The organism is Clostridium tetanomorphum, assembly GCF_017873215.1.
GTDB lineage: Bacteria > Bacillota > Clostridia > Clostridiales > Clostridiaceae > Clostridium_AO > Clostridium_AO tetanomorphum.
Genome location: NZ_JAGGKA010000013.1, coordinates 106462 through 131519, shown reverse-complemented (window position 1 = coordinate 131519; position 25058 = coordinate 106462). Strand labels below are relative to the sequence as shown.

The following is a 25058-nucleotide window of genomic DNA, read 5'->3' as shown; positions in this document are numbered from 1 at the left end:
GTTTATGTGAAAACAGAGTATAAAAACATTTATATAGATGATGGTATTATAATATTTAGCTATATTATAACCATAATGTTAGTTCTTTTATCTTATTTGTTTATTGTGGTCTTTAAATGCGAACAATTTAATTTTGATGTTTATAGAAAAGTATATATGTATTTTATTATATTTCAATTTGTAATGTTTTCTTTAACTTTAATTCACTTTACAAATGAAGAAAGTTCTAATATGAAAAGTTTAATAAAGGATTTTATAAAGATTTTAATATTAGCTCTTAGCATAATACCTTTTATACTAATTATATTTATATCTGGTAATGTGAAAACTTTAAATTTATGGATACCTATTGTTTTGGAGATTATATACGGATTTTCCATAATAAGCTTTAAGAGAGTATTAAGCTTAAATAAATGGTTAAAAGAATATTCAAAATTTATAATTCATTTTATGATGTTTTTTATAAATATTTTAAGTTTAGTTTTCTTATATATATACTACAGATATTCACAAATAGTTATAACTACTGTATATGATAAGGATATTCCAAAGATATTTTTTCTTAACCCTATATTAACTGTGGCAGGATATATAAATAAGGAAATAACAGATTATACTCAAATGGGAATAAAACCTGTAATATGGGCCTTTGTATTTTGGAGTATATGTAGCTTAATTAACATTTTAACATTATATAAATTTTATAGAAGAAAATCTAAGGTACACAATAGTTCTGTCCAAACTGAAGTTTAGCATGAAATAATATAACTGAATCCAAAAGGTTATATATAAATAAAGGGATTAAGGAGGACGGAGTGGTGCAGTGGAAAACAGTTGAATATGTTTTGAAAAAGTTAAGAAAAAAATTATGGATTAACATATTACTTAAAAATTTGATAAATGGAATATTTATAACTAGTATTTTAGGACTATTTATGGTTTTGTTAAGTCATATTAAGTCCATAGTTTATGTTAAAGAAAAAATATTTTATATAAGTATAATCTTACTCATGTTTATGATAATTAAATCAATATTACAAAAGCCATCCATAGAAAAAGTTGCTAAAGTAGGCGACAAATTAGGATTTAAAGAAAGACTTATAACCTATGTAGAGCTTAAGGAAGACAATGACTTGGATGGCGTCTTCCAAATTTTTAAGGAAGATTTAGAAGATGAATTACAAAACATTGATTTGATAAAGAAATATAAAATAAATTTATGTTATAAAAAAATACTATATACACTTATGATTGTAATTATAAGCTGTGGATCTTATTTTATCCCTTCCCTTTCTAGAGAAAAGGCTTTGGAAATGGAGGATGTAAATAGAAATATAAAAAAAGAAATAGTTGAAATAGACAAAGCAAAGAAAGATATTATAAAAGACTCAAAGGATGAGAATGAGAAAAAAGAAATCTCACAAGTATTTGAAAAATTAAAAAAAGCACTTAAAAATACATATGATTATGATAAAGCGATGTCACAGATATTAAAAGCAGAAGAAAAGTTAAATAATATAAATAGCATGAAAAGTGGGAAAAATTTAAAAGCTATGGCTAGTATTTTTAAAGGAACTTCTCTTGAAAACAGTGAGCTTACTACAGCATTGCAAAGTGAAAATATAGATGAAAAGCTTTTTAATAATAATATTAAAATTTCTCAAAGTGATAAGGAAAAAATGTTAAAAAGTTTAAATAAAAATAAAGACTTGCTTAATGACAACAACATTAAGGAAAGTTTACAAAATGAACTAATGAAAAAAGATACTACTACAAAGGATTTAGTTAAATCTTTAAAAAAAGAAGATAAAAATTTTCAGCTAAATTCAAAACTAGAAAATACAAAGGATAAGTTGCTATCTAAAAATGAACAAAAAGGATTTGAAAATAAAGAAGGAAACAGAAAATCAGAGGACTTTTCATTAGGAGTAAAAGAAAATAATTACAAATATGGAGAAAATTCAAATATAAAAAATACTGAAAATACAATTGGAGGCAATGGAAATAGCAAAAGAGAAGATAATAACTCTATAGGTTCTAGCAAAGTGTCTGATAATAAAGAAATAAGAGAAAAGGCTAACAAGGGCACTATTGGAAAACATGATGAAGCTACTGCCTCAAAAAAAAGTAGTATCGTCTCTAATGTAAATTCTAAAATTAATGATAGTGGAAAGATATTTGACAAAAATGTTGAAGATATCATAGGAGAAAAGGGTAGTATACAATCTATGGAAAATAGATGGTTGGATTATAAAAAAGAAGGAATGGAGTATATATTTAAATATAGCATTCCACTAGACAAAGAAGATATAGTAATACAATATTTTAAGGCATTAAGAAAGTAGGAGGAATTAACTATGGAGGAGCTTTATATAAAAAAATTTAGTGAAAATTATGAAGATATAGAGAAAGAAATAAGAAAAGGAATTATAGGACAAGATAATGTTATAAGAAATGTTCTTATAGGAATAATTGCAGGAGGTAATGTTCTATTAGAAGGAATGCCAGGTCTTGGAAAGACTCAATTAGTAAAAACCATAGGTAAGGTTTTAGATTTGGATTTTTCTAGAATACAATTTACTCCAGATTTGATGCCATCAGATATTATAGGTACTGAAATAGTAACTAAAAAAGATAGCAATATAGATTTTGTATTCAAAAAAGGTCCTATATTTAGTTCTATAGTACTTGCGGATGAAATAAACAGAGCAACTCCTAAAACTCAAAGTGCTCTACTTGAAGCTATGGAGGAAAAAAGAGTAACTGTAGGAAATACTACTTATGTTTTACCAGAACCTTTCTTTGTACTTGCTACACAAAATCCATTAGAAACAGAAGGGACCTATCCACTTCCAGAAGCTCAACTAGATAGATTTATGTTAAAGGTAAATATAAAATTACCACAGTTTGATGATATATCTTCTATAGTAGATCTAACTACAGGAGATTGTAAGTTAGATAACAGGATAAACAAAATTCTACAAAGTACTGAAATAATGAAGATGAGAGAGACATCTAGATTAGTATTGATAGGGGAAACCGTAAAAAAACTAGCAATAAACATAGTAACAAGTACATATAGTGAAAAAAGTGATGTGAAAATTGTAAAAGATTATGTAAAATGTGGGGCAAGTTTAAGAGGAATTCAAGCAATTATACTTGCAGCTAAGGTTAGAGCTTTAATTGAAGGAAGATATAATGTAGCTTTAGAAGATATAAAAGAGATGGCATATCCTTGTTTAAGACATAGAATTATTTTAAATTTTAATGCTTTTTCAGATAGAGTAAGCGCAGATGACATAATTAAAGAAATATTGAGCAAGGTGAATTAAATGGATAGGTTTTTAGCAGAACTTGAACAAGCTTCTATTACTGTAAGAAGAAGAATATCAGGAAGTTTAACTGGAAATTATAAAAGTTATAATCTTGGAAGTTCTTATGATTTCTATGGTGTAAGGCCATATTATCAGGGAGATAATATAAAAAATATTGATTGGAAGGCATTTAGTAGAACAGAAAGAATATATACAAAGTTATTTACAGAGCAAAAACAAATTAATGTTACTGTATTAATAGATAATAGTAAATCTATGGACTTTGGACAACCTCTTAAATGGAATATGGCTAAGATGTGTGCATTAGGCATTAGCTATATAACATTAAAGGAGTTAAATAAATTAAATATATATTCTTTTAATGATTCAATTGAATTAAATTTAAACAATTTAAATAGTAAAAAGTTATTTTATGGAGTATTAAATAAGCTAGAGAAAATAACTCCTTCGGGGAAAACAAATTTCAAAGAAAGTATATCTTCAATTAATAGTCAAACAGGAATAATTTTCATAATAACGGATTTGTTAAGCACTAATATTAAAGAATTTCTACAAAAAAGTATAGGAAAATATGAAAAAGTAGTTCTAATACATATGATGTGCCAAGAAGAACTTAATCCTAAGTATAATGGGAAAATAAAATTTATTGATAGTGAAACAGGTGAAAGTAAGATAGCAAATATAGGAAATAAGGAAATAGAATTGTATAAGGAAAAAGTTAAAGAATTTACTTTACAGTGTAAAGAAGAATGTGAAAAAAGAAATATAAAATACATATTTGCTCCTAAATATACTTCTCCTGTGCAAATTATATTAAAAGCAATAGAGGTGGAGTAATATGTTTTTCTTAAATCCTCTTAGGTTGATTGGATTATTGGCATTGACTATTATAGTTTTGATTCATTTAAAAAATCGTAAATTAAAAGAAATTGAAGTTTCTAGTATAAAATTATGGGATAAGGTATTTGAAGAAATTAAAAACGTTAGTAAAAAAAGAATAAATAAATATTTGTTACTATGGTTACATCTTTTAATAGGAGCATTTATTATTTTAGCTTTTTCTAATCCTAATTTAATATTAAAAAATAAAAATAATTTATATATATTAGCTGTTGATTGCTCTATGTCTATGAATGCTATTGAAAATGGGAAAACACATATGGATATTCTTAAAGATGAAGTTAAAAAGTTTACAGATAGCTTACCTAGAAATTATAAGTATAACCTAGTTCTTATGAAAAATTATACAGAAGTTGTAAAAGAGAATGTAAATAGAGATGAAGTAATGAATGAATTATCAAAAGTAAAGACTGTAAAAAAGCCTTTAGATGTAGAAAAGGGAAGTAAAATTATAAATACTTTTGAGAAAAATGTTGTAGTATTTACGGATAAAGAAGTATTTAAGAAAAATAAAGTAATAAAAATAGGAAATAACTTAAATGATTCTGGCATAGTATATGGAAATTATGATGCTAAGTCAAATAAATGTTACTGTATAGTAAAAAATTATGGTAATGAGAAAACTAAAATAAATTTAACACTAAAAGATAATAAAGGAAGTATGTTAAGAGTTGATGATTGTATTTTAAATGGAGGAGAAGAAAAAAAAGTATCCTTTTATAATATGGAAAAAAATATAAAAACATTAAATTTTTACATAAATAATAAAGATATGATTTATGAAAATAATTATTATTCACTTCATATTGATGAGGACAATAAAAAAAAGGTAGTAATCCTTGGAGAAAACTATTTTATAGAGAAGGCTATAAGTATTTTACCCTATGTTGAATCGACAAAAAAAGAAAGTTTAGATTTTCATAAAGATAAATATGATGTTTACATAATATGCAAAAAAGATATAAAAGATGTTCCAGAAAAACACAATGTATGGTGGGTGGAGCCACCTGAAGATATATTAGATACAAAAGTAACTAAGGGAGAAATAAACATTAAAAATAGTAGATTAACTGGAGGAATAGAGGAAATTAAAAGTTATGGGGAAGCATATGAAATACTAAATAAAAATGGATTATTAAAAGAAATAATGAAAATAAATAATAAGATAGTTATGTGTAGTGATAAAAGTAATAAATTATATTCTACTATAGACTGGAATAAATGTGATATGGTTTTAACACCTGCATTTCCTGTATTAGTAGATAATATCTTAAAAAACTTTTTATATACAAATAAGAAAAACTATGAATATAAAGACTATGTGATAAACAATCATGAGGATTCAAATATAGTAAAGACATTTTCAAATAAATTCATAAATATAGATTTGAAAAATGTTTTTGTAATAATAATACTCATTATGTTGTTAGTAGAATGGCAGGTGTTTAAAAATGAGTATTAATATGAAATTAGATATAAAAATCATAATTATCTTTTTATTAATAACTTTTTATTTTATATATGAAGCTTATAGAATAAAGAATTATTGGAATAAGAAAAAGCTAATATTTTGGATTACAGTAAGAACTATGATAATAGTATTGCTATTTTTATCTATAAGTAACTTCAATGTAAGCATAAAGAATATAGATACATCAACAATATTTTTGATAGATGAATCATTAAGTACAGAGAAATATAAAAAGGATATAGAAAACTATTTAAATTGCCAAATTGGTAAAAAAAGTAAAAAGGATAAAATAGCTGTAATAGGATTTGGAAAGGAACCAGTTATAGAAGTTCCTTTGACTTATGAAAAAAACCATATAGAGTTAGGTTCTAAAATAAATAAGAACTTTACTAATTTAGAAAAAGCTATGGATTTTGCAATTTCCTATTTTCCTAAAAATAATAATAGAAGGCTAGTAATTATTACAGATAAGAGAGAAAACTGTGGTGATATATACAATATTAAAGAGAAAATTAAGAAAGAAAATATAAATTTAGTATTAAAGGAAGTTAAAAATGAAGTAGAGAATGATGTGCAAATAACCGACATTATGATTCCTGAAAATATTTATGAAAATGGAAATATACCTGTAAAAATAAAAATAGATAGTACTAGTGAAGATAGGGGAGATATATATTTATATCTTAATGATAAAAAAATATTGACTAAAAAAGTTAATGTAAAAAAAGGAAGTAATGAATTTCATTTTACTATTCCAATAAAAAATGAAAGTGAAATTATATTAAAAGGTGAAATGAATTTTTTAAAGGATATAAATAAGTTTAATAATATTTCCACTGTCTATAGAGATATAAGAAAAGATCCTAAGATACTTGTAATAAGTGAAAATACTAAAGATGCAGAAAATATAAATAAACTTATGGATAATTTAAATATAAAAAGAACCAATTATATTTCAAAAGAAGTGCCTAATGACATAAATTTTTTATGTGATTTTAGTGAAATAATATTAATAAACTCAGATTACAAAAGTTTGCCCCAAAAATTTGATGAAACTTTAGAAAAATCAGTGGATAAATTTGGAACAGGGTTACTAGTAATAGGAGGAGAAAACTCCTTTGCTCTAGGGGGATATGAAAAAACTACATTAGAAAAAATACTTCCTGTAAATTGTAAAATGAAAAATAATAGGAAGCAAGCTAATACAGGATTAGTTCTTTTATTAGATTGTTCTGGAAGTATGAATGATGAAAGTGGTGGAATTAAAAAAATTGAATTGGCAAAACAGGCTGCTATAGAAGCAATAAATGCTTTAGAACAGGAAGATTATGTGGGAGTATTGGCCTTTTCAGATACTTTGGAATGGGTAGTACCTTTTCAAAAAGTTAATGATAAGAAAAAAATAGTAGAAGATGTAGGAAAATTAAAATCAAAAGGTGGGACACTTATTATTCCAGGCTTAATAGAAAGTATGAAAACTCTAGAAAGTGCTTCTACAAAGGTTAAACATATGATTTTCTTAACAGATGGACAAGCGGAAAAAAGTGGTTTTGATAAATATATAAATGAAATGAAAAAAAATAAGATTACAGCTTCTACGGTGGCTGTTGGAAATGATTGTGATAAAGAAGTATTAGCTCATATTGCAGATTCTTCTGGAGGAAGAAAATATGTTTCAAAGGATTTTTTAAGTGTGCCTCAGATTTTATCTAAGGAAACTTATATTTCACAAAAAAAATACATAAATAATGAAAGTTTTACACCAAAGCAATTGGATGATGTATTTAATAAAAAACGTATTGCCTTACCAAAGCTTAATGGATATATGGGTACAGGAATAAAACAGGGGGCTAATTTAACTTTACAAAGTGAAAAGGGAGATCCTATATTTGCTCACTGGAGTTACGGACTTGGAAAGGTAGCAGTTTGGACATCAGATATGAATGGAAAATGGAGTGGTAATTGGATAGCTTGGGATGGGGTTACTAAATACTGGGCTTCTCCAATAAATTATTTATTAAATGATAAAGAAGGAAAAGAAATAAATTTACAGCTTAAAAGAAATGGTGGAAATGTAGAACTATTAGTAAGTACCAATAAAAATATTAAAAATGAACAAGTGGAAGTTTTAGTAGCATGTCCTGGAAATACAGAAGGGAAATTAAATATAGATAGTATATCTGAAGGACAGTTTAGCGGGACATTTGAGCTAAATGAAATTGGTAAATATAGTTTTTTAGTTATTTTGAGGGATGGAGACAAAGTTATAGACAAATCTGTAAAAAGTGTATATTTAGATTATTCTCCTGAGCATAACATTACAAATGAAAAATATAATTCATTAGATGAAATTATGATGGAGTTTGAAGGTAAGTATTTAAATTCTAATGCAAATGTATTTAAGCAAAACATAGATAATAAAAATATATCTTATATAAGTCTAGATTTTATATTATTACCTATAGTATTCTTATTATTTTTAATAGACATATTACTGAGAATTAATTAAAGGGAGGGGAAGTACCATTGAGTTTTAAAAAGAGTAGTAAAATTTTAATACCAATACTTATAGTGATTATTGCTATTGGAAGTTTTGGTTATATAAACAGTGATATTTATAGAAAAAAGACTCTTAAGAAAAAAGTTTACGATGCATCACAAAAAACCATACAGTATTATTATGATACCTATAAGCCACAAGAATTTGCAGGTATACTCGATTGGCCAGCTTTAGGACTTTATGGCTTTGGAGAAGATGTAAGTGGCGAGGTTTGGACTGTAAATGGTAAAAATGCTGTTTATTGGAGAGAACAACAAGTAAAAAATGGAGACGGTCTTTCAAAAACTAAAAATACAGATTACCAAAGAACTATAATAGGAATAACAGCAGCGAAAAAAGATCCACGCAATTTTGGTGGTGTCAATTTAGTTAAAGCTGTAAAAGAAACTATGCTTGAAAATGGTCACTTTGCAGATTCTGTAGAGGATAAAAAAACAAAGAAACCTGTGGGAAATGATCTTATAAACTCTCAATGCTTTGGAGCTATAGCATTGCATTGTGCGGGAGAGCCAATTCCAAATAGAGATAAAGCTATAAGATGGCTTGAAAAAAACCAACATCATGATGGAGGTTTTACTTGGGATGTAAAGGATTTTACAGAAAAAGAAGATTATTTAAAAACAACATCTGATGTAGATATGACTGCAGCAGTACTTATGGCTTTTAGTACATTAGGAGCAGACAAAGATTATCCACCAGTAAAAAGGGCATTAAATTTTTTAAGAAAACATCAGCTAGATAATGGAGGGTTTGAATCTTGGGGGACACAGAATCCTGAAAGTGATGTTTGGGCAATACAGGCAATGCTTATGTATGGAGAAAATCCTATGAGTAAACAGTGGGAAAAGAAAAAGGGATGTAATCCTGTAACTTTCTTATTAAAGCATCAATTGCCTAATGGAGCATTTACCCATGTATTAGATGAAAAGGATATGCTCCCTGTATATAATAACAGTTTAACAACTTATGAAGGTTTATATGGTATGGCAGATATATATAATGAAGAAACAACTTATGATAGGCTTTTTAAAGCTAATAGACCAAAGGCAGAAAAAATATTATATAGCGATTTCAAAGAAGGGGATTACGGATACAAAGAAGCTATAGAAGTAGTATATGACTACATTATGGATACTTATAAAGATGGAACATTTAAACCTAATAAAAAAATTACAAAAGGTGAACTTGCAAGATATTTAGTTAATGCTTTAAATCTTCAAACAGATTTTTATGAAAAATATAGTGGAGATGAACTGAAGTTTGTAGAAAAAAATAAGAAATCAGACGTACTAGAAATAGATAATGATAATAATTATATAGAACTTTGCATGGAAAAAGGAATATTTAAAGATATTTCTGTTTTAGATAAAAAAGGTGATAGTAATAAAGAAATTACTGGACAAGAGTTTATATCAGCATTAATCAATGGAAGTAAACTTAAGAATAAAAGTTTAAAAGGTGAAAAGCTTACTTTTGATGGGTTCAATGACAATAATACTGTTAGTAGAGCAGAATGTGCTGTAAGTTTTAGTAAATTTAAAAACTTAGTTAAATAGATTTATGGAAAATATGAATAAGATTTAATTTGTTATGGAAATATATTTGAATTTTGTTGAAAAACATTTAAAAATGGTATATAATACTAATAGATTATACTAAGAAATATTTTACACTTATGAAATATAAATGATAAAATTGAATAATGATACATAAATTTTAGTATAAAGTTTGTCATTAAGACAATAGGGAATGAGGTGTAAATCCTCAACGGTCCGGCCACTGTAATTGGTGAGCTTATTCCAAAATGCCATTGAGAATATTCTTGAGAAGGCGGAAGAAAGTGATGAACCAAAAGTCAGGATACCTGCTTTATATGTTGATACAACTTCCAAGGAAAGTTAAGTGTCTATTTAGCATGTAAGTGTTTTTTGATATGCGTTAGTTATTAAAAACACCTTGTTTTCGTTGGAAACAAGGTGTTTTTTTGTGAAAATGTCAAAAAAGTTTAAAACAACATTGGATAATATAGTAAGACTTATAAATGGTGACGCATAATAAGTCTTCTATATATCCATGTTGTTTATATAAATATATACGTATCAATTATATCAAATTTTCACTATTTGATAAAGAAGGGAGGGCAATATTAATAAAAATTATTATTTTATATTTTTAAGGGGGAAAATTAACATGTTAAAAAAGTCTAAATTCAAAAAGATAGTTTCTACTTCAATTATGGCATTAATGGTAGCAGGTACTATAGACAGCGGAATACTTGGAATAAGACAAATGTATGTACATGCTGCAACTATTGAATCTACACAATCATATCAAAGTTTAAGAATGCCTGTATCAACAAGCGTTATAGATGAAACTATAGAAAGAACTTGTAAGGCAGTTTTAAATACTCATTTTTCTATGGATTGGACTGCTATAGGTCTTGATAAAGCTGGACATAGAGAGATGATTCCATCAAATTATTTAGATAAGGTTACAAAATATTTGGAAGACAATAACCATAAAGTATTATCACCTACAGAGTATGAAAGAAGCGCATTAGGCATATTAGCAGCTGGAGGAGATCCTACTAATATAGGGAAAAGTCACATAAACATTATTAAAAAGATATATAATGCAGATCTTGAGGGACAGGGTATTAATGCCTTAGTATTTGGACTTATTGCATTAGATGCAAAAGACTATAAAATACCTGATACTGCAACATGGAACAGACAAAAAATAATAAATGAAATACTAAATAAACAACTTACTGATGGCGGTTGGGCTTTCTTTGGAAGTAATAGTGATCCAGATATGACAGGAATGACAATGACAGCATTATCTAGATATAATAATAACCAAAATCCAAAGGTAAAGAATGCAATAAATGATGCAGTAGAGTGCTTATCAAATTTACAATTAAAAGAAGGAAAAGATGCTGGTGGATTTCGATCATGGGGTACAGTAAATTCAGAAAGTTGTGCTCAAGTTATAATGGGACTTTGCACTAATGGAATAAATCCAGCAAAAGATGCTAGATTTGTAAAAAGTGGTAGAAGTGTAGTAGATGCATTGTTAGATTTTGAAGTGGGTAATACTGGAAAGTTCAAACATTCAGTAGATGGTAGTGCTAATGGAATGGCAACTGAACAGGCGTTATATGCATTAGATGAATATAAACTTTTCTTAAATACGCAAGATGAAAAAGATGAAAATGGAGTATTTAAAACTAAAAGACCAACAATATACTATTGGGGAAAATAGTTTTAAATTAAGCTAAAAAATAATAAACATACAAAAATCAAATAAATTATTTAAAATGGGAAAGCTTAACTAATGGTTTTCCCATTTTAAATGAAAATATAAAATGGATAATTTTGTATTTAATAATTAATAGGAGGTAAAATATGAGTAGGAAGAAGAGAGTTAAACGCTTTCTAAGTATATTTCTTACATTTTTAATGGTATCTTCTACTGTACATACTGGTATATTTGGTATGAGACAAGTATATGCAGAAAAATTAAATGAAAACAATACCATATCTAAAAATGGAACAATGTCTAAGGAAAATATAGTTTCTATAGATAAAGATAAAAAAGAAACTGTAAGTGAAAACATTATTAAAGATGATAACAAAAAAGTTGAGAATAAAGAAATAAAAAAGAATCCAGTAAGAGATACAGTTAATAATGAAATTTTAGAAGATAAATTAAAAAATATAATAAATGAATTAGAAAAAAGTAACAGTATAAAAATAGTAAATGATTTCACTAAAGTAAAAGTTGGAGATAGCGTTGATGTTAAAGTACAGGATCAAAATGATCATGCAGTACCTGTAGAAAATTTAACTTTTACAATAAGTAATAAAGAATTAGGAAGAATGGATAAAAAGATTCCTAATAAATTTATAGCATTAGGATCAGGTACTATTGTAATAAAAGCAGCATTAAAAGACAAACCTAATATAAGTAATGAGGCTGAATTTAAAATTCAAGAAAATTTGACTAATGTTCCCGTCACAAAAGTAAATGAAGTAGAAGATAAACCAGCAGAAGAAAAGGTTAAAGTAAAACTAAGAGTAGAAGGCTCAGAATATACAATATTACCAGAAACAGAGATAGAAGTAAAAAAAGGAGCAACAAATAAAGAAGCCTTAGAAGCAGCAGGATTAGTAGTAGAAGAATCAAGTGGAATGATTGGCAGCATAGAAGGAGTAAAAGGTGACTTTTTTTGGTCAATCAATCCATATGGAACAAATGTAACAGAAGGAAGTAGTATAGTATTTAATGGAAATGGAGCAATGGGAACAACCATTGTAGAAGGACCATCAACAGCAAATGCAGAAGAAGTCTTTGAAGTAACATATAAAGAAAGTGATGGCACAGCAATAAAAGATGGAGAAATAAAATACTATAAAGCAAGTGAATATGACTATAAGAGTATTAATAAAGGAAAAATAAAACCAGTAGCAACAGGAGTAAAGACAGATGAAAATGGAAAAGCAAGTATTAAGTTAAAAGCAGGAAAATATTTTATAACAGCAGAAGGAGAAGAAAAATCCAGGGCAAAGGCATTTGAAATAGAAGTAAAGGCAACCTCAGAAGCGAATCTAATTAAAGCAAAATTAAGAGTAGAAGGAAAAGAATATACAATATTACCGGAAACAGAAGTATCAGTAAAAAAAGGAGCAACAAATAAAGAAGCCTTAGAAGCAGCAGGATTAGTAGTAGAAGAATCAAGTGGAATGATTGGCAGCATAGAAGGAGTAAAAGGTGACTTTTTTTGGTCAATCAATCCATATGGAACAAATGTAACAGAAGGAAGTAGTATAGTATTTAATGGAAATGGAGCAATGGGAACAACCATTGTAGAAGGGCCATCAACAGCAAATGCAGAAGAAGTCTTTGAAGTAACATATAAAGAAAGTGATGGCACAGCAATAAAAGATGGAGAAATAAAATACTATAAAGCAAGTGAATATGACTATAAGAGTATTAATAAAGGAAAAATAAAACCAGTAGCAACAGGAGTAAAGACAGATGAAAATGGAAAAGCAAGTATTAAGTTAGAAGCAGGAAAATATTTTATAACAGCAGAAGGAGAAGAAAAATCCAGGGCAAAGGCATTTGAAATAGAAGTAAAAGGAACAACTCAAAAGTTGAAAGCTACTTTGAAAGAAAAAATCATATATGGATATCCATTTCAAATTACTGTAGTAGATGAATTAGGTAAGGCAATAGAGAATGTTAATGTTTCATGTCATATGAATAAAGATTGTTTAATAAATGATCCTAATAAATATATTACAGGAAAAACTGATAAGAATGGTAAAGTAACAATAAATGACATAGTATATGATAATACAAGTAGTAAAGTATATTTTATACTTGAAAAAGAAGGACTTAAAAGTGATATTCAAGAATGTGAAATTATAAAGGGAAAATATAAAATTATAATAAATCCACAAAGAGAATTAATTAATGAAGGAGATAAAATTAAATTTAATGTTAGTGTAAAAGATAATGAAAATAAGGATATAAACAATTTAAAAATTAATTGGGAAAGTGAAGATAATACAATTGCTACTGTAGATCAGGAAGGTAATGTTAAAGGCATTAAAGTTGGAAAAACATTTATAAAAGTTACATTGGCAGATGATCCTAAATATTATGCAAAACAAAGTATTGAAGTTACAAATAATATAATAAAAACACATTTAAGAGTAGAAATAGAAGAAGGAACAGATTTTTGTGATGATATAGAAATTTCAGAAACAGAAACAAGATTAGAGAATATATTAAAAGGGAAAAAAGGTAAAAAAAGTTATAAAATATACGAACCAAAATTTAATGATGAAGGAAAGTTAATTCAACTTAGCCAATGGCTAGGACTAAAAGGAGAACCATATTTTTCAGTAAAAATTAATGGAAAAGTTATAGATAATCCTAAAGCTGCAATGATTAAAATAGGGGATAGCATTATATGCTCTTATAATGGAGCTACTAAACAATTAAAATTAGAAGCACCAAAAGAAGTTATATCTGATGAAAGACTTCAGGTCATTGTAAAAGATGAGGATGGAAAAGTAATAGAAGGAGCTAATGTTTTTATAAAGTATTTCCAAGGTTGGCTTGGTGCAATACAGGGAAATACAGATGCTAATGGTATAGCAAGTTTTAAATTGAATCTTAAAGGTGATTATAGTATTTTTGTTGAAAAAGATGGATATATTAGATCAGTAGCAGAGCCTATTAAAGTGGTATTACCTAAAATAGAAATAAATCACCCTAAAGAAGTAAATAATAATGAAGATTTTAATATTACATTAACTGCTAATGGAAAACCAGCACCAGAAGTAAAAATATATTGGGAATTTTATTATGAGGATAAGGTAGGTTATTTAGATAATAATAAATTAATGGGAAAAACAGATGAATATGGAAAAACCACAGGAAAAATAGATGCACCAAAAGGACAATATACTTTAATAGCTAATTTTCATGAAAATTCAGTAAAATTAGGAGAAATAATTGTTTTAGATAAACATAAATATCAATCTTCTATAATAGCTACTATGGACGAAGAATGTAAGGCTTCTGCTGTAGTTAATTTGGAAGATAAAATCTATTTATTTGGTGGAAAATCTATTAAAATTTTTGATACAAAAACTAATAAAATAAACCATTTAGGAGATTTATCAGAAGATTTTAAAGGGGAAGCTGCAAAAGTAAAAAATAAAATTTATTTATTTGGTAATGAAAAAGTTTATGAATATGATGTGAAAAATAATAAAGTGAAACAAATAGCTAATCTTCCAGAAGGCTATAAAATAGTAGGAAGAGGGACGGCTGTTATTAACAACAAAGTATATATCTATGAGAGAAAACAAAAATTAGGTGCCATTGTGGAATTTGATGTAGATACCAAAACAGCAGATGTTGTATATAACATTGATATCAATAGATGGGTTGAGTATCGTGACGAAGGGCAACTAGATGAAGCTCAAATTATAGAAGTAAATGAAAAAGTTTATATTATAGGAGGTTATGATTCTTTAAATAAGATATATGAGTTTAATCCTATAAATAAACAAATGAGTGAAGTTGAAGGTTTTGATCATACATTCCAGAGTAATTCCCCTGTAAATATAAATGGGAAGATATATATAATAGACTATTATCACATATTAGAAATTGATCTTAGAAATAAGACAATTAATTCTATAGGATATGCACCAAAAAAAATTTTAAATGATAGTTCTATTTTGATAAATGATACTGTATATACTTTTGAAAAAAATTGGAAAAATGAAACAGAAGGAGATATTATAAAAATAACAGGATTTTCTCTAAAAGACACACAAAAACCTGAAATCACAATAAGTGGAATAAAGGACAATATAGTAGTGTCTACAAAGGAAGTAGCATTTACTGTAAGTGTAACAGATAATGTAGATAAAGGTATTATTCCAGAAGTAAGATGTAATGATAAAGTAGTATCTGAAAAAGATGGAAAATACAATATAGTTTTACAAGAAGGAAAAAATACTATTGAAATTACTGCAAAGGATAAGGCTGGAAATGTAGAAAGGAAAGAATATACATTAATATATAGCTCTAATATTGTAGTAAATAAAATAGTTATTGAAGGAAGTAAAGAAAGATTACACCCAAAAGATAAAATTACTTTAAAAGGAAAAGCTGTAGATGAACAAAATAATGTAATACCAGGGAGAGAGTTTATATTCAGTAGTAGTGATGAAAAGATAGCAAAAGTTGATTCAAAAACAGGAGAAGTAACAGCTATAGGGAATGGAACAGTTATTTTAACTGTTGCATTAAAAGATGATGGAAAGATAAAAGAAAGTGTAAAAGTTACTGTTACAGATAAATATGAAGTATATATGCGTATAGAAGCATATGATCACACAGTTTTACCAAGAACAAAATTAGAGGTAGGGTTGTTTGATTTAAATAAACATTTAGGAAAAGCATCAGGAAGTAGTGCAGGAGAGTCTAGTGGTTGGGGTACAGATAAGTTTGATAAACCAAGCAATGCTCACGCTATTGTACAAGCATTACTTAATGCTGGCTTTAGACAAAAGAAATCTGGAGATAAAGATGGTCCTAAACTATTTGATTTCCAGGATTATGGATGGAGTTTATATATTGCCATGATTGATGGAGATAGAGAATTTAAGCATGGTGGTCCATCAGGTTGGTTGTATAGAGTAAATGATACACTTCCAAATGTAGGATGTGCAGATACTTCATTAAATGATGGAGATGAAATTGTTTGGATGTATTCACCTTATGGATTTGATAATATTTATACTAAAATTTTTGCAGATGAAACAGATGTTTCAGTAGATGAGGAAGTACAAATAAAACTATCAGGATATACAGGTGGATATGAAAAAGTGTATGAAACGGTAGGCAAAGCAACTATACTTGTAAATGATAAGCCTTATAAGATTAATGGACAAGAAGTAGTAACAGGAGCAAAAGGAAATGCAACTCTTACTTTTGATAAGCCAGGAGATTATACTATTTCTGCTATTAGATTGGATGGAAGAGGGCTTATTGATATTATAAGACCAAATCCTATTGTAATTCATGTAAGAGATAAAAAGGATGATAAAAAACCTGAAATATCTGTGAAAGGAATTATAAATGGGGAAACAGTTAATAAATCAGAAATTACATTTATAGTAAAAGCAGAAGATCCTCAAGATGGAAAGCTAATTCCTATTGTTAAATGTAATGATGAAATTTTAGAAGGAAAAGATGATAATTATAAAGCAGTATTAAAAGAAGGAAAAAATATTATAAAAATTATAGTAGAGGATAAAGATAAAAATATAGTAGAAAAAACTATTCAAATTATTTGTGATACTGAAGATAAGACTTTACCAGAAATTAAGGCAGATGGTATTACAAGTGGAACAACAGATAAACAAGAATTAGTATTTTCAGTAGAAGCAAATGATAAAAAAGATGGAAAACTAACTCCAGTTGTAAAAGTAAATGGTAAAGAAATTTTACCACAAGAAGGAAAGTACAAAGTTTTATTAAAAGATGGATTAAATGTAGTTACTATAGAAGCAGTAAACAAATTAGGAAATAAAGCTAGCGATACTTATAACGTAACGTATAAAGCAAATACAACTGATCCAGAGGTTCCGGAGGTTCCAGAAACAGATAAAGAAGCGCCAAAGATAGAAGTTACAGGAATAACAAATGGACAAGAAGTATCAAATGAAGAAGCAAGTTTTAAAGTAACAGTTACAGACAATGTAGATAGCGATATAAAAGCAGTAGTTAAATTAAATGGAGAAGTTATAACAGGAACAAATGGAGATTATAAAGTTAAATTAAAAGGTGGAGAAAATACAATAACAGTAGAAGCTAAAGACTTAGCAGGAAACAAATCAGATATAACTTATAAAATAACTTATAAAAAAGGTGAGTTAACTTTGGAGGATAAAGTTAATGAAGCCATAGAAAAAGTTCATAATTATATAATTAAAAATAGCACATACAGTAGCGATTGGAAAACAGTAGCATTTAATAAATCAGGATTAAAGTTACCTGAAAATTATAATAGTAACTATTTAAATAATGTGGCAAAGTTATTACAAGAATCTAAAGGACATTTTGATAAAGTAACTGATTATGAAAGAATTACTTTAGGAGTAGTAGCAGCTGGTGGAGATCCAAGAAACATTGGAGGATACAATCTTTTAGATAAAATATATAATTTTAATGATCCTGAAAACCCAGAGAGAGAATTAAATTTCCAAGGATTAAATGGAGTTATATATGGTTTAATAGCCCTTGATAGTAAGAGATATAAAATACCAGCTAAAGCTAAGTATACAAGAGAATATATGCTAGATTATATATTAGATCATAGAAACAGCGATGGTGGATGGGATTTAAATATGAATGGAAAAAATAGTGATGTTGATATAACTTCCATGACTCTTATATCACTTGCACCATACCATGATTATGTAAGTAAAAGAGGTAAAAGCGTAAGAGATGCGGTAAATGAAGCATCAAACTGGTTATCAAAGGTTCAAAGAAGGGATGGAGGATTTAATTCTTGGTTCACAGAAAACAACAGTGAAAGTTGTTCTCAAACCATTATAGGACTTTCTGTACATGGGGTAGATCCAACATCAGCTAAATTTACAAAGGATAGAAACCTAGTAGAAAATCTATTAAAATTCCAACAGCCAAGTGGAGAATTTTATCATTTAATGGATGGTAGTGACGGAATTAATGGAATGTCTACAGAGCAGGCATATCAAGCATTATTAGCATATAGAGATTTCGTAAGATCAGGAAGAATTTACAATAAAGGGAAGAACTCTATATACTATTTTGGAGAAAGTGATAACGAAAATCCAGGTGATGATACTAATCCAGATGAGGGAAAAGATACAGAAGCACCAAAAATAGTAACAGATTTAACAGATGGTAAAGAAGTAGCAACTAAAGAATTAAGCTTTAAAGTAGAGGTTACAGACAATGTAGATAATGATATAGTACCAATAGTTAAATTAAACGGAGAATTTATAACAGGAATAGATGGTGAATATAAAGTTGAATTAAAGGATGGAGAAAATATTATAGAAATAGAGGCAGTAGATGAGGCAGGAAATAAAGTAAATGAATCTTATAAAATAATTAAAACAGAAGAGAAAGAAGATACAGAAGTACCAAAAATAGAAGTAATAGGATTAACAGATGATGTAAAAGTAACAAGCCCAGAATTAAGCTTCAAAGTAAAAGTTACAGACAATGTAGATGAAGATATAGTAGTAGTAGTTAAATTTAATGGAGAAATTATAACAGGAAATAATGGAGACTATAAAGTTAAATTAAAAGATGGAGACAACACAATAGAAATAGAGGCAGTAGATAAAGCAGGAAATAAAAGTAGTGATTCATATGGAATTAGATATAAAGTTATAGAAATGAAGCCAGCAGAAGAAATAAAGTTACAAAAAGGTGTTCCAAGTAATATAAAAGTTAATGTAGAAAATATTTCTGAAGAAGTCAAGGAAGTAACTTTAACATTAGTATTATATGATAAAGCTACAAATGAAATGAAGGGTCTTAGAAATATAAAAAAGGAAATAAAATCAGGTGAAAATGATAAGTTTGATGAAATTGTGAACATACCTCAAGAAGGAGATTATTTTGTTAAAATTATACTTTGTGATGATTTATCTCCAGAGAAAATGAATATTTTAGCTGATCCAGTATTGGTAGAAGTAAAATAAAGTTTAGGTAAATTATAAAAAGTAATGAAGTATCGAAAGCTTTGAGCTTTTGGTACTTCACATATCTTGAGGTAAGGAGGAAGAATATGAAAAAGTTTTGGAAAATATTTATGACAACAATACTCATAATAATGAGTATGGCTTGCACTGCTTTTGCAAAAGTAGATTTAAAAATTAAAACTGAGGGATCAGAAGTAATTATAAATGGAACTTCTGATCATAAGCTCCAAAATGTTATGATACAAACCTGGAATGGTGATAAAAAATATTATGTAGACGCAGATAAAACTGATAAAGATGGTAACTTTCAATTTAAATTTAAAACCGTTAAAGATATGGAATTTAACGGAAAAATCAATGTAGGTGGAGAGTTAAAGGACTTTAATTTTTCTACAAAACCTGAAACAGAAATAGAAAGTATAAAATTAAATAAATCTAATCTTGAATTAAAAGAAGGAGAAAGTGAAAAGTTAACAGTCAGTATAACACCAGAAAATGCTATAAATAAGAATTTGGTTTGGAAATCTTCAGATGAAAAAGTAGCAACAGTAGATGCAAATGGTGAAGTTAAAGCTATAAAGGAAGGAAAGGCAGAAATAGAAGTTGCAACGGAGGATGGAACTAAGAAAGATAAGTGTATAGTAGTTGTATTAAAAGGAAATGGAGGAAGCTCTGGTGGAGAAACATCTTCAGGAGATTCTGTAAGTGTTTATATAAGGGTAGAGGGATATAGAGAAACCTTTGTTCCTAGAACAAAAATAAATGTTAAATTGTTTAATCTTAATCCATATTTAGGACCAGCAACAGGCACATCAGCAGAACCTTCTACAGGATGGGATGTAAACAAGTTTAAGAGCCCATCCAATGCACATGCTATAGTACAAGTATTAAAAGATAAACATATAGATTTTGATTTACAAGACTATGGTTGGAGTGTATATATGTCTATGATAGGGGGAGATAGAGAATTTAATCAAGGTCCTATGTCTGGTTGGATGTATAGTGTAAATGGTAAACTCCCACCAGTAGGGTGTAATGCAAAACCACTTAGAGATGGAGATGAAATAGTTTGGTATTATGGAGCTTATGGATTTGATAACATATTTACTACTTTAAAAGCAGATAAAACATCAGTAAAAGCAGGAGAAGAAGTTTCACTTACTTTGTCAGGATTTAGAACAGTAGGAGCTGGTGGCTCAGGGAAAGTTGATGAATATGGACAAATAAAAGAAAATGTAAGTAACGCTACCATACTTATAGATGGAGAAGAATATAAAGTAGACGGAAAAGTTTTAAAAACAGATGAAAATGGAAAAGCAACAATAAAATTTGATAGTGATGGTTCTTATAAGTTGTCAGCTATAAGATATAAAACAACACAAGGTAAAAAGATAGATATAGTAAGACCTGAACCAGTTATAATAAAAGTTGGCAATGGAGGAGGAGCTTCAGGAGGAGCATCATCTGCTCAAATTAAGAAACAAGAAGAAAAAGCTTTAAGTGAATTACAAAAGAAACTTGATAATATAGCTATAACAGAGAATGAATTAAATATACAAAAGTTAGAAGGTAAACAAATAATTACTGTAAGCGAAAATATAGTAGCTTCAAAAGTTAGAGAAGCAGATAGAATTATTGCAGCAATAAAAGAAAAATATACAGAAGCAAAATTAAGTGATGATGTGAAATTTGTTCCAATAAAAATAAATAATGAAGATAATATAAATACTATTTTTAGATTAAGTGGATCAACTATAAATTACTTAAAAGATAAAGAATTTGGATTTAAAATTTTATTTAAAGACTCAGAAATAAAATTACCATGTAATAAAATTAAAAATGTAAATTTATATGAAAATGTAGAAGTTAGAAAGAATGTTATAAAAGAAGCTATTGCAAGTAAAGTAGTTAACAATATATCAACTGAAAATAAAGTGTCTTCATCTGTATATAATATAGAGTTATATAAGATTAGTGAAGATGGTAAAAAAGAAGAAAAATTAGACTTAAAAGGAGCAATGATTGGAGTTAAGTTTAATAGTGCAGAGTTTAAAAATATAAGCAAAAAAAGTTTAAAAATAAATTATTATGATAGCAAGGCGAAAAAATTTATAATACTTAAATCAAAATATGTTTCTGACACTAATATGGTTGTGGGTGAAATAAAATAATTTTTAATTCAAGATGTATATGATAGATATAAAAATTTATCATATACATCTAAATATTTAACATTTTATGGAGGAATGGCTATAAATGAAAAATAAAAAGAATGTAATAATAGCATGTATTGCTATATTAGCCATATTTGTTGGGGGATTATTTGTTAAAAATTATAAAACAAATAACAAAAGTATATCTAGTAATACAAGAGTAGTAAAAAGTAATAGTGACTTAGATAAAGATATAACTAATGCTGAGAAAAATAAAAAAGAGAAAATTACAAAAAAAGAAGAAAAGAAAACAGAAGAAGTTAAAAAAAAGGAACAAGAGAAGAATAATGAAGAATCTAAAAAACAGAGTAGAGCTACTTCAAATACATCTAATAAACCATCAGTTAGTAATGCTAATTCAGGAAATAAAGAAATAGGCAATAAAGTAGCAGTTAATATAAGAATAGAAGGATATGATAGAACTTTTGTACCAAGAACTCAGATAACTACAGGAAATTTTGATTTAAATCCTTATTTAGGACCTGCTAGTGGTTCTTCTGCAACATCATCTAAAGGATGGGGAGTTGATAAATTTAAAGAGGCTACTAATGCTCATGCAGTAATTAAGGCATTAGAAAGTCATGGGTTTAAAAAAGGAACTGGGTATGATTTTCAAGATTATGGTTGGGGGCTTTATATAGCCATGATAGGAGGAAATAGAGAATTTGATTATAGAAGTACTTCAGGATGGATGTATAGAGTAAATAATGTGCTTCCTAATATAGGGTGTCAAGGAAGACCCATAAAAAATGAAGATGAAATTTTATGGTATTTTGGAGCTTATGGTTTTGATACATTAGTTACAGAAATGAAAGCAAATGCTACCAATGTAAAAATAGGACAACCTGTAACCATAACTTTAAATGGAATCAAAAATGATATAAATACGTGGAAAGAATTTAGAGAACCTGCAAAAGGAGCTACTATATATGCCAACGGAAGTCCATTAGTTATAGATGGTAAGAAAGTTATTACAAATGACGGCGGAAAAGTTACTGTGAAATTCAATAAACCAGGAACTTATAAATTATCAGCAGAAAGAATTAATAATAAAAATTTAAAAGATTTAGTAAGACCACAACCTGTTACTATAACTGTAAAGTAGCTAAAATATAAGAAATAAAAGGGTGATATTATGAAAAAGAAGATAAAATCTATTTTGTCCTGTATTATGACGTTTTTGTTCATATTTACATCTATAAACATAATGCCTATGAAAGTAAGTGCATCAAATACAGATTTATTAAATAAAGTAAATACATCTATGAGTAAAGTTCATAATTTTATAATTAAAAATGGAACTTGGAGCAGTGATTGGAAAACAGTAGCATTTAATAAGTCTGGGCTTAAATTACCAACAAATTATAACAGCGATTATTTAAAAAATACTGAAAAAGTATTAAAAGATGCTAAAGCATATTTTTATAAAGTAACTGATTATGAAAGAATTACTTTAGGAGTAGTAGCGGCTGGAGGAGATCCAAGAAATATAGCAGGATATAATCTTTTAGATAAAATATATAATTTTTATGATCCTAAAAATCCAAATAGAAAAATTGATTTTCAGGGATTAAATGGAGTTATATATGGACTTATAGCTTTAGACACCAAAAACTATCAGATACCAGCAGGAGCTAAATTTACAAGAGAATATATGCTAGATTATGTATTAGAAAATAGAAACAGTGATGGTGGATGGGATTTAAATATGAATGGAAACCATAGTGATGTAGATATTACATCCATGACTTTAATAGCGTTAGCACCATATCATAATTATGTTAGTAAAAGTGGTAAAAAAGTTGTAGATGCAGTAAGAGAAGCTGTTCAGTGGCTTTCAAAGGTTCAAAGAAAAGATGGGGGATTTAATTCTTGGTTTACAGAAAATAATAGTGAAAGTTGTGCTCAAACTATTATAGGACTTTGTGCTAATGGAATAGATCCTACTAGTGCTCAATTTACAAAAGATAGAAATTTAGTAGAAAATTTATTAAGATTTCAACAATCAAATGGAGAGTTCTATCATTTAATGGATGGTAGCGAAGGTGTTAATGGAATGTCCACTGAGCAGGCATATCAGGCTTTAGTAGCTTATAAATGTTTTGCAAGTGGAAAGGGATCAATCTATTGGTTTGATGGGAAAAAACTTCCTAATACATTTAAAAATACGGATATGAGTAATTCAAATGTGAATACAGAAGTTAAAGAACAGTCTAAAACTGATAATTTAGATATTGATAAAGATGTTTTTGTAGCTACAGGAGATGGTAAAACTCAAAGAGTAGCAGGTAATGATAGATTTGATACTTCTATAAATGTAGCTAAAAAATTAAGTTCTAGAAAAGAAGAAGAAAAGTTTAAAAATATTATAATATCTTCAGGATTTGGATTTGCAGATTCTCTTTGTGGAAGTGTTTTAGCTAAACAATTAGATGCACCTATACTTCTTGTTGGAAAAGATATAAATAGTAGTGAAAAAGTATTAAATTATATAAAAAGCAATTTAAATAAAGATGGGAATGTATATGTACTTGGAGGAGAAGGTTCAGTAAGTAACATTATTGAAAACACTATTAAAAATTCAGGATATAAAGTAAAGAGATTAGCTGGAAAAGATAGATTCCAGACTTGTAATGAAGTATTCAAGCAAGTAAATGCAAAAGAGAAAACTCCATTTGTTATAGTAAATGGTCTTAATTTTGCAGATGCATTAAGTGTTAGTGCCCCAGCTAGTATAAATGGGTATCCTGTATTATTAAGTGGAAAAACTTCTTTGCCTGATTATGTTAAAAATGCAATAAATGATGTTAAACCATCAGAAGTATTTATAATTGGTGGAGAGGGAGCTATAAGCAAAAATATAGAAGGAGAATTAAATAAGATTAATTCTCAAACTAAAATAACTAGAATAGCTGGTAAGGATAGATATGATACATCTTTAAAAGTAAATCAATATTTTAAGAATAATGAATCAGTACTTTTAGCATCAGGTCAAAATTATCCAGATGCATTATCAGGAAGTGCTCTAGCATCACAAATAAATGGATCATTATTACTTGTAAATGATTCAAGTTTAAGTAAACAAATTAACTTTATAGATAAAGATAAAACAGATGAAGTTATAATACTTGGAGGTAATGCATCAGTTAGTAAGAGGGTACAGGAGACAATAGAAAAATTATTCAAATAAGTTAAAGTATGTGGGGGGCTGTCGCACTAAGAAAAAATCCTACAATATATTGTGTTAACTTTAAGCTTGTAAAACAGTATATTGTATGTAAATTC

Annotated in this window: 12 protein-coding genes and 1 riboswitch; all 12 genes read left to right on the top strand. The window is 27.7% G+C overall.

From position 1 onward, the window contains the following. The first annotated feature begins 6 nt into the window (after positions 1-6). The 12 genes from J2Z24_RS13400 (at position 7) to J2Z24_RS13345 (ending at position 24963) form a co-directional block, all read left to right on the top strand. Positions 7-753, top strand: coding sequence for a hypothetical protein (locus J2Z24_RS13400; protein WP_035152677.1), 747 nt, complete (start codon positions 7-9; stop codon positions 751-753). A 65-nt stretch (positions 754-818) separates the two neighbouring features. After that, positions 819-2345: a synaptonemal complex protein 1 gene (locus J2Z24_RS13395; RefSeq protein WP_035152680.1), complete on the top strand. Its 1527-nt coding sequence runs from the start codon at positions 819-821 to the stop codon at positions 2343-2345. A gap of 12 nt (positions 2346-2357) precedes the next feature. Next, positions 2358-3332, top strand: a complete 975-nt coding sequence (locus J2Z24_RS13390; protein ID WP_051593459.1) for an AAA family ATPase — start codon at positions 2358-2360, stop codon at positions 3330-3332. Beyond that, a complete protein-coding gene (locus tag J2Z24_RS13385; RefSeq protein WP_035152683.1) occupies positions 3333-4172 on the top strand; it encodes a DUF58 domain-containing protein in 840 nt (279 codons plus the stop codon). It begins immediately after the preceding gene. A gap of 1 nt (position 4173) precedes the next feature. Then, the gene (locus J2Z24_RS13380; protein ID WP_035152685.1) at positions 4174-5697 is read left to right on the top strand and encodes a vWA domain-containing protein; all 1524 of its coding nucleotides are present in this window, start codon (positions 4174-4176) and stop codon (positions 5695-5697) included. Beyond that, positions 5687-8215: a VWA domain-containing protein gene (locus tag J2Z24_RS13375; protein ID WP_035152688.1), complete on the top strand. Its 2529-nt coding sequence runs from the start codon at positions 5687-5689 to the stop codon at positions 8213-8215. The genes J2Z24_RS13380 and J2Z24_RS13375 overlap by 11 nt, the downstream gene beginning before the upstream one ends. A 17-nt stretch (positions 8216-8232) precedes the next feature. Beyond that, the gene (locus J2Z24_RS13370; RefSeq protein ID WP_035152691.1) at positions 8233-9822 is read left to right on the top strand and encodes a prenyltransferase/squalene oxidase repeat-containing protein; all 1590 of its coding nucleotides are present in this window, start codon (positions 8233-8235) and stop codon (positions 9820-9822) included. 151 nt (positions 9823-9973) lie between these two features. Next, positions 9974-10152: riboswitch (cobalamin riboswitch) on the top strand. Between the two features lie 304 nt (positions 10153-10456). Continuing rightward, positions 10457-11530, top strand: coding sequence for a prenyltransferase/squalene oxidase repeat-containing protein (locus J2Z24_RS13365; protein ID WP_051593460.1), 1074 nt, complete (start codon positions 10457-10459; stop codon positions 11528-11530). A 143-nt stretch (positions 11531-11673) separates the two neighbouring features. Further along, positions 11674-19560: an Ig-like domain-containing protein gene (locus J2Z24_RS13360; protein ID WP_111947693.1), complete on the top strand. Its 7887-nt coding sequence runs from the start codon at positions 11674-11676 to the stop codon at positions 19558-19560. A gap of 86 nt (positions 19561-19646) precedes the next feature. Beyond that, on the top strand, positions 19647-21731 hold the full coding sequence (locus J2Z24_RS13355) for a DUF4430 domain-containing protein (RefSeq protein ID WP_051593286.1): 2085 nt from the start codon (positions 19647-19649) through the stop codon (positions 21729-21731). Between the two features lie 85 nt (positions 21732-21816). Continuing rightward, a complete protein-coding gene (locus J2Z24_RS13350; RefSeq protein ID WP_035148278.1) occupies positions 21817-22878 on the top strand; it encodes a DUF4430 domain-containing protein in 1062 nt (353 codons plus the stop codon). A 30-nt stretch (positions 22879-22908) separates the two neighbouring features. Then, on the top strand, positions 22909-24963 hold the full coding sequence (locus tag J2Z24_RS13345) for a cell wall-binding repeat-containing protein (protein ID WP_051593285.1): 2055 nt from the start codon (positions 22909-22911) through the stop codon (positions 24961-24963). The last annotated feature ends 95 nt before the right edge of the window (positions 24964-25058 follow it).

Bases quoted from the DNA above. Each gene is read 5' to 3' on its own strand.
- J2Z24_RS13365 (WP_051593460.1), top strand. From the start codon at position 10,457: ATGTTAAAAAAGTCTAAATTCAAAAAGATAGTTTCTACTTCAATTATG.
- J2Z24_RS13375 (WP_035152688.1), top strand. From the start codon at position 5,687: ATGAGTATTAATATGAAATTAGATATAAAAATCATAATTATCTTTTTA.
- J2Z24_RS13360 (WP_111947693.1), top strand. From the start codon at position 11,674: ATGAGTAGGAAGAAGAGAGTTAAACGCTTTCTAAGTATATTTCTTACA.
- J2Z24_RS13350 (WP_035148278.1), top strand. From the start codon at position 21,817: ATGAAAAATAAAAAGAATGTAATAATAGCATGTATTGCTATATTAGCC.
- J2Z24_RS13380 (WP_035152685.1), top strand. From the start codon at position 4,174: ATGTTTTTCTTAAATCCTCTTAGGTTGATTGGATTATTGGCATTGACT.
- J2Z24_RS13355 (WP_051593286.1), top strand. From the start codon at position 19,647: ATGAAAAAGTTTTGGAAAATATTTATGACAACAATACTCATAATAATG.
- J2Z24_RS13390 (WP_051593459.1), top strand. From the start codon at position 2,358: ATGGAGGAGCTTTATATAAAAAAATTTAGTGAAAATTATGAAGATATA.
- J2Z24_RS13385 (WP_035152683.1), top strand. From the start codon at position 3,333: ATGGATAGGTTTTTAGCAGAACTTGAACAAGCTTCTATTACTGTAAGA.
- J2Z24_RS13345 (WP_051593285.1), top strand. From the start codon at position 22,909: ATGAAAAAGAAGATAAAATCTATTTTGTCCTGTATTATGACGTTTTTG.